The sequence below is a fragment of the Amycolatopsis echigonensis genome (assembly GCF_014174495.1).
GTDB lineage: Bacteria > Actinomycetota > Actinomycetes > Mycobacteriales > Pseudonocardiaceae > Amycolatopsis > Amycolatopsis echigonensis.
Genome location: NZ_JACJHR010000023.1, coordinates 57,977 through 73,362, shown reverse-complemented (window position 1 = coordinate 73,362; position 15,386 = coordinate 57,977). Strand labels below are relative to the sequence as shown.

At 69.9% G+C, this 15,386-nt stretch carries 15 protein-coding genes; 5 read left to right on the top strand and 10 right to left on the bottom strand.

The window, feature by feature from the left end; genetic code table 11:
* Positions 1–3: 3 nt before the first annotated feature.
* Together H5411_RS18030 and H5411_RS18025 are read right to left on the bottom strand one after the other, a co-directional pair.
* The gene (locus H5411_RS18030; RefSeq protein WP_183124386.1) at positions 4–1,710 is read right to left on the bottom strand and encodes a GMC family oxidoreductase; all 1,707 of its coding nucleotides are present in this window, start codon (positions 1,708–1,710) and stop codon (positions 4–6) included.
* A 123-nt stretch (positions 1,711–1,833) separates the two neighbouring features.
* A complete protein-coding gene (locus tag H5411_RS18025; RefSeq protein WP_101435957.1) occupies positions 1,834–2,973 on the bottom strand; it encodes a GuaB3 family IMP dehydrogenase-related protein in 1,140 nt (379 codons plus the stop codon).
* Positions 2,974–3,144: 171 nt separating this feature from the next.
* Between H5411_RS18025 and H5411_RS18020 the strand changes: the two genes are divergently transcribed.
* Positions 3,145–4,380 carry an MFS transporter gene (locus tag H5411_RS18020; protein WP_183124385.1) on the top strand — a complete coding sequence of 412 codons (1,236 nt, stop codon included), beginning with the start codon at positions 3,145–3,147 and terminating at the stop codon, positions 4,378–4,380.
* A gap of 102 nt (positions 4,381–4,482) precedes the next feature.
* Here the strand turns inward: H5411_RS18020 and guaB are convergent, their stop codons facing one another.
* On the bottom strand, positions 4,483–5,994 hold the full coding sequence (gene guaB, locus H5411_RS18015; protein WP_183124384.1) for an IMP dehydrogenase: 1,512 nt from the start codon (positions 5,992–5,994) through the stop codon (positions 4,483–4,485).
* A 139-nt stretch (positions 5,995–6,133) separates the two neighbouring features.
* Between guaB and H5411_RS18010 the strand changes: the two genes are divergently transcribed.
* Complete coding sequence (locus tag H5411_RS18010) at positions 6,134–6,529, top strand: DUF5319 domain-containing protein (protein WP_020662715.1); 396 nt, start codon at positions 6,134–6,136, stop codon at positions 6,527–6,529.
* A gap of 379 nt (positions 6,530–6,908) precedes the next feature.
* On the opposite strand, the gene H5411_RS18005 is transcribed toward H5411_RS18010, so the two are convergent.
* The 4 genes from H5411_RS18005 to H5411_RS47630 all read right to left on the bottom strand — a co-directional run bounded on the left by H5411_RS18005 (position 6,909) and on the right by H5411_RS47630 (position 9,744).
* Positions 6,909–7,844, bottom strand: a complete 936-nt coding sequence (locus H5411_RS18005; protein ID WP_183124383.1) for an anti-sigma-D factor RsdA — start codon at positions 7,842–7,844, stop codon at positions 6,909–6,911.
* A complete protein-coding gene (locus H5411_RS18000) occupies positions 7,845–8,417 on the bottom strand; it encodes a sigma-70 family RNA polymerase sigma factor (RefSeq protein ID WP_101435961.1) in 573 nt (190 codons plus the stop codon).
* Between the two features lie 323 nt (positions 8,418–8,740).
* On the bottom strand, positions 8,741–9,337 hold the full coding sequence (locus H5411_RS17995; RefSeq protein WP_020662719.1) for a response regulator transcription factor: 597 nt from the start codon (positions 9,335–9,337) through the stop codon (positions 8,741–8,743).
* 131 nt (positions 9,338–9,468) lie between these two features.
* The gene (locus H5411_RS47630) at positions 9,469–9,744 is read right to left on the bottom strand and encodes a hypothetical protein (protein ID WP_246369040.1); all 276 of its coding nucleotides are present in this window, start codon (positions 9,742–9,744) and stop codon (positions 9,469–9,471) included.
* A 3-nt stretch (positions 9,745–9,747) separates the two neighbouring features.
* Between H5411_RS47630 and H5411_RS47625 the strand changes: the two genes are divergently transcribed.
* The gene (locus tag H5411_RS47625) at positions 9,748–10,080 is read left to right on the top strand and encodes a hypothetical protein (protein ID WP_246369039.1); all 333 of its coding nucleotides are present in this window, start codon (positions 9,748–9,750) and stop codon (positions 10,078–10,080) included.
* Positions 10,081–10,647: 567 nt separating this feature from the next.
* Here H5411_RS47625 and H5411_RS17985 read toward each other — a convergent pair.
* Positions 10,648–11,553: a MerR family transcriptional regulator gene (locus tag H5411_RS17985; protein ID WP_183124381.1), complete on the bottom strand. Its 906-nt coding sequence runs from the start codon at positions 11,551–11,553 to the stop codon at positions 10,648–10,650.
* A 247-nt stretch (positions 11,554–11,800) separates the two neighbouring features.
* Between H5411_RS17985 and H5411_RS17980 the strand changes: the two genes are divergently transcribed.
* Positions 11,801–12,103: a WhiB family transcriptional regulator gene (locus H5411_RS17980; RefSeq protein ID WP_037816439.1), complete on the top strand. Its 303-nt coding sequence runs from the start codon at positions 11,801–11,803 to the stop codon at positions 12,101–12,103.
* A gap of 6 nt (positions 12,104–12,109) precedes the next feature.
* On the opposite strand, the gene H5411_RS17975 is transcribed toward H5411_RS17980, so the two are convergent.
* Positions 12,110–12,760 (bottom strand): TetR/AcrR family transcriptional regulator, encoded by a 651-nt coding sequence (locus tag H5411_RS17975; protein WP_183124380.1) that lies wholly within the window; start codon positions 12,758–12,760, stop codon positions 12,110–12,112.
* A 93-nt stretch (positions 12,761–12,853) separates the two neighbouring features.
* On the opposite strand from H5411_RS17975, the gene H5411_RS17970 reads away from it, so the two are divergent.
* Complete coding sequence (locus tag H5411_RS17970; RefSeq protein ID WP_183124379.1) at positions 12,854–13,594, top strand: SDR family NAD(P)-dependent oxidoreductase; 741 nt, start codon at positions 12,854–12,856, stop codon at positions 13,592–13,594.
* A 109-nt stretch (positions 13,595–13,703) separates the two neighbouring features.
* On the opposite strand, the gene groL is transcribed toward H5411_RS17970, so the two are convergent.
* Positions 13,704–15,317: a chaperonin GroEL gene (gene groL, locus H5411_RS17965; protein WP_183124378.1), complete on the bottom strand. Its 1,614-nt coding sequence runs from the start codon at positions 15,315–15,317 to the stop codon at positions 13,704–13,706.
* Positions 15,318–15,386 lie beyond the last annotated feature (69 nt).

Below are 15,386 nucleotides of genomic sequence, written 5' to 3'. Positions count from 1 at the left end.
AGGTCAACGGCGCAATGCCGCGGGCGCGTTCGCCGGAACTGCCGGGTTCTTCGGCGCGATCGGATCCATCCGGGCGTACCCGCTGCTCTGCTCCGGGCGCTGGTCGGCCTCGCCCTTGTTGGGCCAGAACGAGAACGCCCGCTCGGCCTGCGCGGTGATGGTGAGCGACGGGTTCACCCCGAGGTTCGCGGTGATCGCCGAACCGTCCACAACGGACAGACCAGGATAGCCGTAGACCCGGTGGTACGGGTCGATCACGCCGGTCTCGGCGCTGTCGCCGATCGGCACGCCGCCGATGAAGTGCGCGGTGAGCGGGATGTCGAAAATCTCGCCCCACGTGCCGCCCGGCATGCCGTCGATCCGTTCCGCGGTAAGGAGGTTCGCCTCGTAGCCCGCCGGGATGAAGCTCGGGTTGGGCTCGCCGTGCCCCTGTTTCGACGTGTACTTCCGCCGTCCGAACAGGCCGGGTTTGGTGTAGGTGGTGATGGAATTGTCGAGGCTCTGCATCACCAGCAGAATCACCGTGCGCTCGCTCCACCGGTACGCGTTGAGCAGTTTCGCCGACTGCACCGGGTGCTTGGCCAGGAACGTGAGCGCCTGCCGCCAGCGCGGAACGCTCGAAGACCCGTCGGTGGCAACGGTTTGCAGCATGCTCATCGCATTGCTGCCCTTGCCGTAACGCACCGGTTCGATGTGCGTGTTCTCGTCCGGATGAATCGACGACGTGATCGCGACACCGCGACTGAAGTCCCGTTCGGGGTCCACAGTGGTCCGCCCCGCGCCGATAATCGCCTCGGAATTCGTCCGCGTCAATTCTCCGAGCCGCTGCGACAACTTCGGCAGCACGGCCGTGTCCTTCATGCGGTGCAACAGGTTCTGCGTGCCCCAGGTACCCGCGGCGAACACCACCTGCGACGCCGTGACCGTCGTCCGGAACCGCCGTGAACGAGTGCCGGTTTTCTGCAGGGTGATCGCGTAACCGTTGCTGCGCGGGCTTACCGACGTCACCGTGGTCAGCGGAATGACCTTCGCGCCGTCCTTCTCCGCGAGGTACAGATAGTTCTTCACCAGTGTGTTCTTCGCGCCGACCCGGCAGCCGGTCATGCACGAACCGCATTCGGTGCACCCGACCCGATCCGGCCCGGCACCGCCGAAATACGGATCCTTCACCGTCTCGCCCGGTTTGCCGAAATACACCCCGACCGGCGTGGCGTGGAACGAATCCTCGACGCCCATCTTCTTCGCGACGTCCCGCATCACCACGTCGGACGGCGTGATCGTCGGGTTCGTGACGACGCCGAGCATGCGGCTGGCCTGGTCGTAGTGCGGCGCGAGTTCGCTTTCCCAGTCGGTGATGTGCGCCCACTGCCGGTCTTGGTAGAACGGCTTGAGCGGCCGGTACAGCGTGTTCGCGTACACCAGCGAACCGCCGCCGACGCCCGCGCCGGCCAGCACCATCACGTCGTTGAGCATGTGGATGCGCTGGATGCCGTAACAGCCGAGCTGCGGGGCCCAGAGGTAGCGCTTGAGATCCCAGGACGTTGTGGCGAACTCGTCGTCGGCGAATCGCCTGCCCGCCTCGACCACCGCGACGCGGTAGCCCTTCTCGGTCAGCCGCAACGCCGCGACGCTGCCGCCGAACCCGGAACCGACCACGAGGACGTCGTAGTCGGGTTCTTGCCGCGCGGTGGTGGTGTTACTGGCAGTCACAGGTAGGAGGGTAACCCCCGGAAGTCCGGCTGACCAGAGGTAAGTTACTGACGGGTTACACCACCTGGGCATAGCAACGGGCCCGCCGCGGGAGATCCCCGCGACGGGCCCGTTAAGAAAACGTCAGCCGCGGACGGTCAGGCCCACCCGCTGGAACTCCTTCAGGTCCGAGTACCCCGTCTTCGCCATCGCGCGGCGCAGCGCGCCGAACAGGTTCACCACGCCCTCCGCGTCCGAGGACGGGCCGAACAGCAGCGTCTTCAGGTCCACCGCGTAGTCCGAGTCGGGGCCGGCCACCACGCGCGAGCGCGGCAGCGACGGGTGTGCCGCCGCGGCGGTCCAGTACAGGCCCTGGCCCGGGGCGTCCGACGCGGTCGCCAGCGGGGCGCCGAGCATGACCGCGTCCGCGCCGCAGGCGATCGCCTTCGCGATGTCGCCGGACGTCGTGATGCCGCCGTCGGCGAGGACGTGCACGTAGCGGCCGCCGGTCTCGTCCAGGTAGTCGCGGCGGGCGGCCGCCGCGTCCACGATCGCCGTCGCCATCGGGGTGCCGATGCCGAGCACGCGGTCGGTGCTGGTGACGCCCTCGGTGTAGCCGTGCCCGACGATCACGCCCGCCGCGCCGGTGCGCATCAGGTGCATGGCCGTGCGGTAGTCGCTCACGCCGCCCGCGATCACCGGCACGTCGAGGCGGCCGATGAACTCCTTGAGGTTGAGCGGTTCCGCGTCGCGCTGGACGTGCTCGGCCGAGATGATCGTGCCCTGCACGACCAGGATCTCGACGCCCGCGGCGATCAGGTCCGGCGTCAGCTCGGCGGCGTGCTGCGGGCTGACCCGCGCGGCCACCGTCACGCCGGATTCGCGAACCGTCTTGATCGCCTCGCTCAGCAGGTCGAGCCGGATCGGCGCGGAGTGCAGCTCCTGCAGCTCGCGCACGACCGCGGTCGGGTCGTCGCTGTCCTCGGCCGCGCGCACCAGGCGGAAGATCGCTTCCTCGACGTTCGCGTGCCGGGCCCACAGCCCTTCGGCGTTGAGCACGCCGAGGCCGCCCAGCTCGCCGATCGCCACCGCGGTCCCGGGCGACACGATCGCGTCGGTCGGGTGGGTGACCAGCGGCAGGTCGAACCGGTACGCGTCGATCTGCCAGGCAGTGGACACCACCGACGAGGACCGGGTCCGCCGCGACGGCACGATCTCGACGTCCTCGAGGTCATACGCCCGCCGCGCGGTGCGGCCCATGCCGATCTCGACCAGATCCCGCACGTGATGTCCCTTCTCGCGCCTGACGACAACGCGGTCCATTGTCGCGAGTCGGCACGGGTGACCTGCGCGCGGGGGACCGTTGCGGTGGCGACAACCACCGGTTGTGCGCGCGGTTGTTTGCCACCGGCGCGGGCGGATGGTTGGCTGCGCGGCTGAACGAGGGGGACGGAATTGGCGCTGGGCAAGGACTTTCACCGGCTGTGGCTGGCCTACGCGGTCAGCATCGCGGGCACCTATTTCGCCCTCGACGCCTTCTCGATCGTCGCGGTACGGGTGCTGCACAGCAGTGCCGCGCAGGTGTCGCTGCTGGCCGGAGCCGGGCTGGCGGCGGGCTCGCTGGCCGCGCTCCCGCTCGGCCCATGGGTCGAATTCCGGCGAAAACGCCCGGTTCTGATCGCCATGGACCTCGTCCGCTTCGCCGCTCTGCTCACGCTGCTCCCCGCGTATCTGCTGGACATGCTGACGTTTGCCCAGCTCATGGCAGTGTCGGTGCTCGTGGCCGCGGCGAACATCGCGTTCACCTCGGCGAGCGGCGCGTATCTGAAATCACTCGCGGCTGGTCCAGACCTGCTCACCGCCAACGGCCGGTTCGAGACCACGCTCTGGACCGCGACCGCGCTCGGTCCACCGGCGGGCGGGGCGGCGATCGGGTTCTTCGGCCCGCTCGCCACCGTGCTCCTGGACGCGGTCAGCTACCTGCTGTCCGCCCTCTCGCTCTCGACGATCCGCACCCGCGAGCCCAAGCCAGCCCGCCCGGCCGCTTTCCGAGCCGCCGACCTGGTCGAGGGCTGGCGCTATCTCTTCCGGCACGCCCGGCTGCGGATGCTGTTCCTCAACAGCTGCCTGGTCAACGGCCTGATCATGGCCACCGCACCGCTGCTGGCGGTGCTGCTGCTCGGCGAACTCGGCCTGCCGACCTGGCAGTACGGGCTCGCGTTCGGCGTCCCGTGCCTCGGCGGCCTGGTCGGATCCCGGCTCGCCCGCCGGCTGGTGCCGCGCTACGGCCGGGTGCGACTGCTGCCGATCCTCGCCACGGCCCGGTCGTGCTGGGTGGTGCTGCTGGCGTTCGTGCCGCCCGGGATCGGCGGGCTGTTCTGGGTGATGGCGGTCGAGTCCGGCCTGATCGTCTGCGCGGCGGCGTACAACACGGTCATCGCCACGTACCGGCTCGAGGAAACCGAAGATGGGTACGTGAGCCGGATGTTGTCCGCGTGGCGGATCAGCGGCAGCGCCAGCACGGCCGGGCTGACGCTGCTGTGGGGCTTGGTGGCGGCCTGGCTGGGCACGCGCGGCGCACTCGGGCTGGCGGGCGCGTTGATGCTGGCGACGCCGTTGCTGCTGCTCGGGTGGAACCGCGCTCAGAACGAGACTCGCGCGGTGGAATCGGTCCGCGGCACGGATTCCTGATCGAACCGGTGCCGGTAGCCGGAAAACCGCATTCGCCCGCTCCCCTCGCCGTCACCTGGAGATCCAGGGTGGCGGGAAGAAGGAGCGGGCGAACAGCGTCGGTCAGCGGGTCGTGTAGTTCGGGGCCTCGACCGTCATCGTGATGTCGTGCGGGTGGCTTTCCTTCAGCCCGGCCGAGGTGATCCGGACCAGCTGCGCCTCCTGCAGCTGCGCGATTGTCTCCGCACCGGTGAAGCCCATTCCCGAGCGCAACCCGCCGACGAGCTGGTGCACCACGTTCGCCAGCGGGCCGCGGAACGGGATCCGGCCTTCGATGCCTTCCGGCACCAGCTTGTCGTCGGACAGCACGTCGTCCTGGGCGTACCGGTCCTTGGAGTACGACTTCGCCTCGCCGCGCGACTGCATGGCGCCCAGCGAGCCCATGCCGCGGTAGACCTTGAACTGCTTGCCGTTGACGAGGATCAGGTCGCCCGGCGATTCGGCGGTGCCGGCGAGCAGGCTGCCGAGCATGACCGAGGACGCGCCGGCCGCGATGGCCTTCGCGATGTCGCCGGAGTACTGGATGCCGCCGTCGCCGATCACCGGGACGCCCGCCGGACGACAGGCCTGGTCGGCCTCGTAGATCGCGGAGATCTGCGGCACACCGACCCCCGCAACGACACGCGTGGTGCAGATCGAGCCCGGCCCGACGCCGACCTTGACCCCGTCAGCGCCGACCTCGACCAGCGCCTGCGCACCGGCCCGCGTCGCGACGTTGCCGCCGACGACGTCGACGGTGTCGCCCAGTTCCTTCTTGAGCAGCCGCACGGTGTCCACGACCGCACGCGAGTGGCCGTGCGCCGTGTCGACCATCAGCACGTCCACCCCGGCCTCGGCCAGCGCCATCGCCCGCTTGTGGCCGTCCGCCCCCACGCCGACCGCGGCGCCGACGATGAGGCGGCCGTCCGGGTCCTTCGACGCCCGGGGGAACTGCTCGGTCTTCACGAAGTCCTTGACCGTGATCAGGCCGCGCAGCTTGCCCGCGCCGTCGACGATCGGCAGCTTCTCGATCTTGTGCCTGCGCAGCAACCCCAGCGCGGCCTCCGCGGTGACGCCCACCTGAGCGGTCACCAGCGGCGTCTTGGTCATGACCTCGCTCACCAGCCGCGTGTGGTCGACCTCGAACCGCATGTCGCGGTTGGTGATGATGCCCACGAGCGCGCCGGAGGCGTCGGTGACCGGGACGCCGGAGATCCGGAACCGCGCACACAGCGCGTCGACCTCGGCGAGGGTGTCGTCCGGGGAACAGGTGACCGGGTCGGTGACCATGCCCGCCTCGGACCGCTTCACGACCTCGACCGCCGCCGCCTGCTCCTCGATCGGCAGGTTGCGCTGCAGCACGCCGATCCCGCCCTGCCGCGCCATGGCGATCGCCATCCGCGCCTCGGTGACCGTGTCCATCGCCGCGGAGACCAGCGGAATGTTGAGCTTGATGTTGCGGGTGAGCTGGGTGCTCGTGTCCACCGCGCTGGGCACCACGTCCGATTCCGCGGGCAGCAGCAGCACGTCGTCGAAGGTCAAGCCGAGCATCGCGAACTTGCTGGGCACTGCGGGGGTGATGCTTTCGCTGGTCATGAGGGGCGAAGGGCCTTCCTGGCAGGGGTGGGCTGGAGTCGCGGGCGGCGATGCCTGGCGTGGGCCGAGGGTGGTCGGGCCTTCCCCTCATGATATCCAGGCCGGGGCCCTGGCCCGGGTGGGTGGCCCGCCGGGTACCGTGCAGGCCGTGCCGCACGATGTGTTGCCCCCCGATCCGTTCGCGGACGACCCGGACGATCCGGCCCGGGCCATCCCCGACCCCGACGACCACCTGGAAGAGCCGATCAGCGCGGACGAGCGCACCGAGCTGCTGGCCGACCTGTCCGACCTCGCCGTGTACCAGGCTCTCCTGGAGCCTCGCGGGGTGCGCGGCATCGTGGTCGACTGCGGCGAGTGCGACGAACCCCACTATCACGACTGGACGCTGCTGCGCGCGAGCCTGGAGCAGCTGCTGTCCGACGGACGGATGCGCCCGCACGAGCCGGCCTTCGACCCGAACCCGGCCGACTACGTGAGCTGGGACTACTGCCGCGGTTTCGCGGACGGGGTCACGGCGAACGAAAGCGCGTACTGACCCGTTCGGTTCCGCACAGCCTGAGGAAAGGCCCTGGTGAGCTTGGCCACCAGGGCCTTCTTCATGTGTGCACACAGTTGTCCACAGGCGTTGTCCACAGGTGTGTCGACTTGTGGACAACCTGGGGCAGCGATGGTGTTTCGCTGGCTGAGCGATCATCGCCCGCCCGGGCAGGTTCGGCCCTTGATCGACCGCGGGCGTCCAGGTCACGCCGTCCGCGTTGACCGACCGGACGTCCCCGGCCCGCCCTGGCGGCCCTGCCGGATGACCGTGAGCAGCATTGCCCCGTGGGCCGTCTCGTAGGGCTCTCCGAAAACCAGCCTCGCCCGGCGATACGAAGAAGGTCCCGGCACTGTCCGTGCCGGGACCTTCGGAAAAGCTAGGAACCGCTGGTGCCGTTCGGGGCCTGTGCCCCCTGCGACGACTCGTTGCGCGGACTGCTGCCCGTGCCCGGATCGTTCGGGGTGGCGCTCGGCGACGGCGGCGGCGAACTCGGCGTGGACGTGACCGGCGGCAGCGGTGTCGCCGAGGTGACCGGCGGCGGATTGTCGCTGCCGGTGCCCGGCAGCGACGTCGACTGGCCGGGCGGCTGCGCCGCGCTGCTGACCGGGTTGTGCACCGGCGGCACAGCGGGCGGCGTCGACGACTTCTGCCCCGAGGGCGGCGCGGTCGGCTGACCGAGCTGGGCGGCCAGTTCACGGTGCTGCTGCAGGAGCTGGTTGCGGTTGTCCGCGTCGGTGACCTGGGTGAGCGCGGCCTGCGCGTCGGCGAGCGCGCGCCGGGCGTCCGCGAGCCGGTTGTCGGCCAGCGCCAGGTTCGCCTTCTCCAGGTCGAGCTTCGCCGCGGCGGCGGCCTCGACGGAGCGGGCGTGGTCGGCGTACAGCACCTTCGTGAGGCCCCACAGCGTGTCGCCGGGCTGGGCGTCACGGGCGGCGAGGCCGGTGCCGGTGAAGGCGATCGCGGCGGCGGCGCACGCGGCGGCCACCGGCACGAGATAGCGGCGACGGCGGCCGCGGCTTTGGTACTTGCGCGCCAGCGTGGCCGTCTTCACCGTGGTGACCGCGGTGTCGACGTCCACCAGCTCGGCGAGCGGCTCGCTGTCGATGTCGCGGCGCCACGCGAGCAGCAGCGCGTTCAGTTCCTGGTCTCCGAGCCCGTCGGCGACAGCCGGATCGGTCCCGCCGAGCGCGTCGAGCAGCGCGTCGTCGGCCTGGATGGCCGTAAGGTCGCCATCGGTTTCCGCGTCGTACCCGGTCAGGCCGCTGGCCTGGGCGGAAGGTGACAGGTCTCTGTCCCGGTCTTCGCGATCGGTCACTCAGATCACCTCCTCGGCGGCAAGCACCTTGCGCAGCCGGGCGAGTGCCCGGTGCTGGGCGACGCGGACGGCGCCCGGCGTGGAACCGACGGCTTCCGCCGTCTCCTCCGCCGACAGCCCGACCACGACCCGCAGAACGACGATTTCCCGCTGTTTGTCCGGCAGCACCTGCAGCAACTGCGCCATCCGCTCGTTCAGCTCACCCTGCAGAGCACGCTGCTCCGGGCCGACGCCGACCTCGATCTCGTCGGGGATCTCGGCGACCGGCTCCGCCCGGTTGCGAGCCGCGGCGCGGTGCGCGTCGGCGACCTTGTGCTGGGCGATCCCGTAGACGAACGCGAGAAAGGGGCGGCCCTGGTCACGGTACGAAGGCAAGGCCGTAAGCACCGCGAGACACACCTCCTGCGCAACGTCGTCTGCCGAAGCGAACGAACGCTCCTGCCTGCCAACCCTGGCGCGGCAATACCGCACCACAAGGGGACGAATGGCGGCCAGCAACCGCTCGACTGCCTGAGGGTCTCCCTCGACAGCGGCGGCGACCGGCTCGTCCAGTCCATCCCCCACAGTGGCCATCGCAGACAACAGTCCCAGCGTTACGTGTAGGCGTGCAAAGAATCCGGCGCGTGGTCGTCCCCGTCCTGCGCCGGTCACAGCTACCGTACCGTCGGAGTCCTACCAGACAACCGCCAGAGGTGGTGACCGGCGCGCCGGGCGCGGCCGGACGGCGATTGTCGCAGGCAGACGGGCTGGGGCAGTGCCGTCACGCGGTGGGGACGCGGGCGAGGCACGAGAGCAGGGGCCAGGACAACAGGTACGGGCCAGGGCTGCGTCGCCCTGGCCCGTTCGTCACCGGCCGAATCGGATCGGAAGTCCCGTATTGGCTTGCTCAGCCTCGGTCAGGACACGAGGCCGCGGCGGAAGCCGTGCGCCACGGCCTGCGCGCGGTCGCGGACGCCGAGCTTGCGGAAGAGCCGCCGCGCGTGCGTCTTGACCGTGTCCTCGGAGAGGTACAGCTCGCGGCCGATCTGGCCGTTGCTCTTGCCCTGGCTCATGCCGCGCAGCACCTGCAGCTCGCGCTCGGTGAGCTGCACGCCCGGGTCGGACGGCTGCCGCGGCGCCGGCACCGACGTGCTGGCCAGGGTGTGCGCCAGCGCGGCGACCAGTTCGGGCCGGGAGGCGTCCCAGCGCAGGTAGCCGCGCGCTCCGCCGGCGATGGCGGCCGCGATGCTGCCCGCGTCGTCCGGGGCTCCGAAGACGATGACGTTCGCCTGGGGGTTCGCGGAGACGAGCCGGCGGGTCGCCTCGACGCCTGTCGGGACCGCGCGTTGCGTTCCGACCAGCACGACGTCGACCGGCTGACGGGTGTACCGGGCCAGCAGCTCGTCACCGTGCGCTACGCAGTCGATGCGACTGACCCCAGGCACCGCGGACATCACACGGGTGAGCCCTTCGCGGACACTGCGTCGGTCGTCGCAGATCAAGACCGTCGTCACGGGGTTTCCTTCCTGCAGCCGGGTGACATTCCACTTCCCCTATCGGACGCTTTAGCCCGAACCTTGACACGATCCGGTGGCTTTTTTTGAAGTTTCTTAGCCCGGATGCCGGAACGCTCGTTCCCGCAGGCCTACCCGGGTCCGACAGGCACCCATGGCGATTCGTGTGCGATGCGCATCACGCAAGGATCCGCGTGCCGTAACACTGCGTGCAACACCTGGCGACTCCTGAATCGATACTCCTCGGCCCGGTCGTGGTCCAGATCGGCGGCGACGCGGGCCGCCACCCAATTAAGTGAATCGAGTTCGTATTTCTCGGCGTCGACGGCGGCTGCGACGACGAGTTCCCGCGCGCCCTCCTGTCCGGCGGCGAGCAGGGCGACGCCGAGGACGATGCCGGACTTCACGATGTGTCGCCGAGCGTTCCGGGCGACGGCGGTCTCGTAGGCGAGTCGGGCCGGGGCGACGGCCGCTTCGGGCTGGCCGTCGGCGAGTTCGATCTCGGCTCCGACCCAGCCGCCGCGAACGGTCGCCCGCCAACGCCGGTCGGCTTGAGCGGCCCGGACGGCCAAACGGCGGGCGGCGGAGATACGGCCGAGGGCGAGGTTGTCGGCGGCCAGGCCGAGGAGGGCGTCGGCTCGGGCGCCTGGGAGGTCGAGGCCGTGGGGGTCTTCGGCTGGTACGCCGAGACTGCCTGGGTTGGCGGCCGAACGGGGCCCGCCGGGGCTCGCGGTGGTCTTTAGACGAGGTGAGTCTGTTCTGGAGCCAGTTCGGCCCGAGTCGGCGGCGGTCCCATCCGAGCCTGCGCCTGCGGCAGCCGAACCCGCACCGGCCCCAGCTCGACCCAAGCCAGCGGCAGCCCTACCCGAGCCCGCACCCCCAGCAGCCGATACTGCCCCGGCCCCAGCTCGGCCCGGGTTGACGCCAAGCGAGCCCGAGCCAACCGCAGCCCAGCCGCCGACAGTCAGTCCAGAGCCGTCACCCGCCACCCCAGTCCGATGCTCCCCCGCCCCGCGCAGTCCGACCGCCAGCAGCGCCTCCCCGTCCAGCTTTCGCGCCAAGACGTGTGCGCCCAGCTGCCGCCGATGCGACGCGAGTGTGCTCGCCGCCAGCGAGGCCGTCAGCGGATCCCGGCCGCGCCGAAGCGGGTCGAGCAAGTCCGCGGCCGCCGCGTACCGGCCTCGCGCGCCCAGCACGATCGCCGCCAGGAGGCGTTGCCTTGGCGAGCCGTCGCGAGGTATCGGATCCGACGACCCGGCGTCCGAACCGAACGCGAGGGCCGTCAGCGCTTCTTCGTCCACTCGACCTTTCTAGCGTGGAGCACCGACAAGAACGTGCTCCACGCGGTCCGCCGCTGCGGAAAGATCGCCCAGCAACTCGACTTTCGGCGGCAGCAGCGCCGGATCCCAGCCAGGGCCACAGGCGAACAGCCGGGTCCGCTGCCGTCCGCGGGACACGCGGGCGAAGAGCCGCGGGTCGGCGTCCGCCCGATTCGCCCACAGCACGACCGCAGCGGGCGCGCTTCGCCGCACGGCTACCGCCAACACCTCTTGGGGCAGCGCGATGCCGAAGAGCTGTGCGCCGATCCGTCGCCCCGCGAGAGCGGCCGCCAACGCGTACACCGGCATGTTGTCCCGTTCGTCCGGCACGCACGCGAGAAGGACCGGCCGTTGGTTGCGAGGCTCGTCGAGGACCGGCGTCGCGCGTATTAATGCCGCGTACACGCACTCGGCGAGCAGGTACTCCACTTCCGCACCCGCGTGCACGCCTCGCCACCGCGCGCCGAGAGCGGTGAGGACCGGGTCAATCACGCCCGACCACGCCTGAAGTACGCCTAGCTCGCGGATAGCGTCAACGAGCATTCGCTGCACCGCGCCGACGTCCATCGCCAACGCAGCAGTACTCAGGCGCCGCGCGAGCCGCGAAGGGACCTCGACGTCGTCGACCGTCGCCTTCGTCTTCGTCGCTTCAGCAGGCTCGGCAGGCGCTGGCACGAAGTCCGCGCGCGGCATCTGCTCCAACGCGTACTGCGCGGCCTCCGCCGTCGAAGCGCCGCGAAGGAGGGCGCGCTGCATAAGTTCGAGACGGCCGATGTCAGAGCTGCCGTAGCGGCGATGCCTGCCGTCGGTGTGGCGGCTGGGGCCGAGACCGTAGCGGCGGTCCCAAGTACGCAGGGTGGACGGCGCGACACCGAGCCGGCGGGCGACCGAGGCCACCGGCAGGGTGGGTTCTCCATCGCCTGATCCGGATCCCACCCGGTCAATATCCAGCCCGCGCGCGGTCCCGGCAACCCGAGCCAAAAGCCCTGCTCACACATCTGGGGGATGCCTAACGGCTGAATCGCCGCCGATCTATTGAACAACTATTGGCGCGCTTCTAACGTTACCGCCGTTGCACCGAATGGAGTATCGGCACCACAGCAGAGCAGCTAATGGCATCGACCGGATGACGGAGGCGGTCAGGATGGCAGACACGCGCAGGCTCCCCGGCCCCAACGCAGACATGTGGGACTGGCAGCTGGAGGGGTCGTGCCGGGGGATGGACAGCGGATCCTTCTTCCACCCGGACGGAGAGCGGGGACCGGCGAGGGCGCGGCGCGAGGCCAGGGCCAAGGCGATCTGCCTGTCGTGCCCGGTGCTGGAGATGTGCCGCAAGCACGCGCTCGCCGTGCACGAGCCCTACGGCATCTGGGGCGGACTGTCCGAATCGGAACGAGACCACATCATCAAACAGGACAAACGCGCGTTGACCATGGCGCACATCTGACTTCCTTCACGGCGCGGAAGGGGCGGTGTCCACAGTGTCCACTGTGGATGCCGCCCCTCCGCCGTTTTCGGGCCACAGCGAAAGCGCGAGATCGATGACGGTCATCAGCGAGTCGAGACTGACGCCGTCGCGCGCTTGCATGGTCAGTCCATAAAAGACAGTCGCGTAAAGCGCACTGAGCGCATCAGTGTCCACAGTGGCCGCAAGGTCGCCTTCGTCCACTCCACGGCGAAGGCGCTCGCGAAGCTGGCGTCGCACGTTGTCGCGCGAAGCGGCGAGAAACTCCCACACGGACGCATTGGCTTGCGTGCAGTTGGTAGCCGCGAGAACCACCATGCAGCCCTTGGGATGGCCAGGCTCCACGTACGCGCGAGCATTGTCGCGAAGCATCGCTTCGACCGCCGCGCGCGCAGTGGGCTCTTCGGTCAACGCCCGCATCGTGTACTGCCCGTACACGGATTGGTAGTGCTCGATCGCTTCGCGGAACAGTGTTTCCTTGTCCCCGAAGGCCGCGTACAGACTCGGCGGCTTGATTCCCATCGCCTCAGTCAGCTCCGCCAGCGACGCACCGTCGTAGCCACGCTCCCAAAACACCAGCATGGCCTGGGTGAGCGCGTGCTCGCGGTCGAACGCGCGGGGGCGGCCGCGGGGTGACATGGACCACCTTCTTTAGTGAGCGATACAGAAGTCTTGACCCCGCCCATCGTACGCGGCTATTTATTTAGTTATCGCTACAGAAAGAGGTGGGGCATGGGAACCCTGGACGGCAAGGTCGCGCTGATCACTGGCGGAAGCCGCGGGATCGGCGCGGCGATCGCGCTGCGGCTGGCCGAGGACGGTGCCGACGTCGCGATCACCTTCGAACGCGCCGCGGACCGGGCGGCGGACGTGGTCGCGTCCATCGAAAAACTCGGCGGACGCGCGCTGGCGCTGCAGGCCGACGCCGCGGACGCAGACGCCGTGACTGGCGCGGTCGACCAGACCGCAGCCGAACTGGGCGGACTGGACGTGCTGGTGAACAACGCCGGAGTGTTCCCGGCGGCACCGGTCGAAGACCTGGCCACGGAAACGATCGACCGCACGCTGGCCATCCACGTGAAGGCGCCGCTGGTGGCGGCCCGGGCCGCGGTACGGCATATGAAGGAAGGCGGCCGGATCGTGTCGATCGGCAGCGATCTGGCGGAGCGCTCGCCGTTCCCCGGATTGAGCCTGTACTCGGCGAGCAAGTCGGCGCTGGTCGGGATGACCAAGGGCCTGGCGCGCGACCTGGGGCCGCGCGGGATCACGGCGATGGTGGTCCACCCGGGCTCGACGGACACGGAGATGAACCCTGCCGACGGCCCGCACTCCGGTGACCAGTTGGCGCATATCGCGTTGGGGCACTACGGAAATCCGTCCGACATCGCGGCGGCGGTGGCGTACCTGGCGGGACCGGACGGCCGGTACCTGACGGGGACATCGATCACGGTGGACGGCGGGTTCACTGCCTGAACCTCTGGCGCACGAAAGCCTCGAAAGCCCGGCACCGCACCAAAAAAGCGGGGCGGCACTCCCCGAAGGGAATGCCGCCCCGCCAACGCAAACGCGGAACGAACCAGCGTCAGTGCGAGTGCCCGTGGCCAGCGGCCTCCGGCTCCTCCTCGACCGGCTTCTCGACCACGGAGCTTTCCGTGGTGAGCACCAGCCGGGCGATGGACGCCGCGTTCGCGACGGCCGAGCGGGTCACCTTGACCGGGTCGACGATGCCGGCCGCGATCAGGTCCGTCAGCTCGCCGGTGGCGGCGTTGAAGCCGTGGCCCCAGCCCTGCTCCTGGACCTTGTTCACGATGACCGCGCCCTCGTGGCCCGCGTTCGTCGCGATCCAGAACAGCGGGGCGGTGAGCGCGTCGCGGACGATGGCGACACCGGTCGCCTCGTCGCCGGTCAGGCCGAGGTTGCCCTCGAGCTCCTTGACCGCGTGCACCAGCGCCGAACCACCGCCGGGCAGGATGCCCTCCTCGACGGCCGCCTTGGTCGAAGCCACGGCGTCCTCGATGCGGTGCTTGCGCTCGTTCAGCTCGGTCTCGGTGGCCGCGCCGACCTTGATCACGGCCACGCCGCCGCCGAGCTTCGCGAGCCGCTCCTGCAGCTTCTCGCGGTCCCAGTCGGAGTCGGTGGTCTCGATCTCCTTGCGGATCTGCGCGGTCCGCGCGGCGATGGCGTCCTTGGTGCCCGCGCCGTCGACGATCGTCGTGTCGTCCTTGGTGACGACGACCCGGCGGGCCTTGCCCAGCGAGCTGAGGTCGACCTCGGACAGCTTGCGGCCGATCTCCGCGGAGATCACCTCGCCGCCGGTGACGACGGCAAGGTCGTCCAGGAACGCCTTGCGGCGGTCGCCGAAGAACGGGGCCTTGACCGCGACCGCGGTGATCGTCTTGCGCAGCGAGTTCACCACGAGGGTGGACAGCGCCTCGCCGTCGACGTCCTCGGCGATGATGAGCAGCGGCTTCTTCGCCTCGACGACCTTCTCCAGCACCGGGAGCAGGTCGGCCAGCGCCGAGATCTTCTCGCGGTGCAGCAGGACGTAGGCGCCCTCGAGGATCGCCTTCTGGTCCTCCGGGTTGGTCGCGAAGTGCGCCGACAGGAAGCCCTTGTCGAACTGGACGCCCTCGGTGATCACGAGGTCGGTCGCCAGCGTGGACGACTCCTCGATGGTGATCACACCGTCCTCGCCGACGCGCTCGACGGCCTCGCCGAGCAGCGCGCCGATCGCCGCGTCACGCGAGGTGACGGTGCCGACCTGGGCGATGTTGTCACGGCCCTTGACCGGGGTGGCCTTGGCCTTGAGGACCTCGACGACCTTCTCCGCGGCCGCCTCGATGCCCCGCCCGACCGCGGTCGGGTTGGCGCCGGCGGCGACGTTGCGCAGGCCGTGCTTGACCAGCGACTGGGCCAGCACCGTGGCGGTGGTGGTTCCGTCGCCGGCGACGTCGTTGGTCTTGGTGGCGACGCTCTTGGCGAGCTGCGCGCCGAGGTTCTCGAACGGGTCGTCGAGCTCGACCTCACGAGCGACGGTGACGCCGTCGAGGGTGATCGTCGGACCGCCGAACTTCTTGTCGAGGACGACGTGGCGACCGCGCGGGCCGAGTGTCACCTTGACCGCGTCGGCGAGCTTGTTCACCCCGCGCTCGAGCGCGCGACGAGCGTCCTCGTCGAAACTGATCTGCTTGGGCATAGCGCTTTCCGCTTACCTTTCGGTTGTCGTGCGACGCAAAACGCCCCGCACCCCGGCATGAGCGGGGCC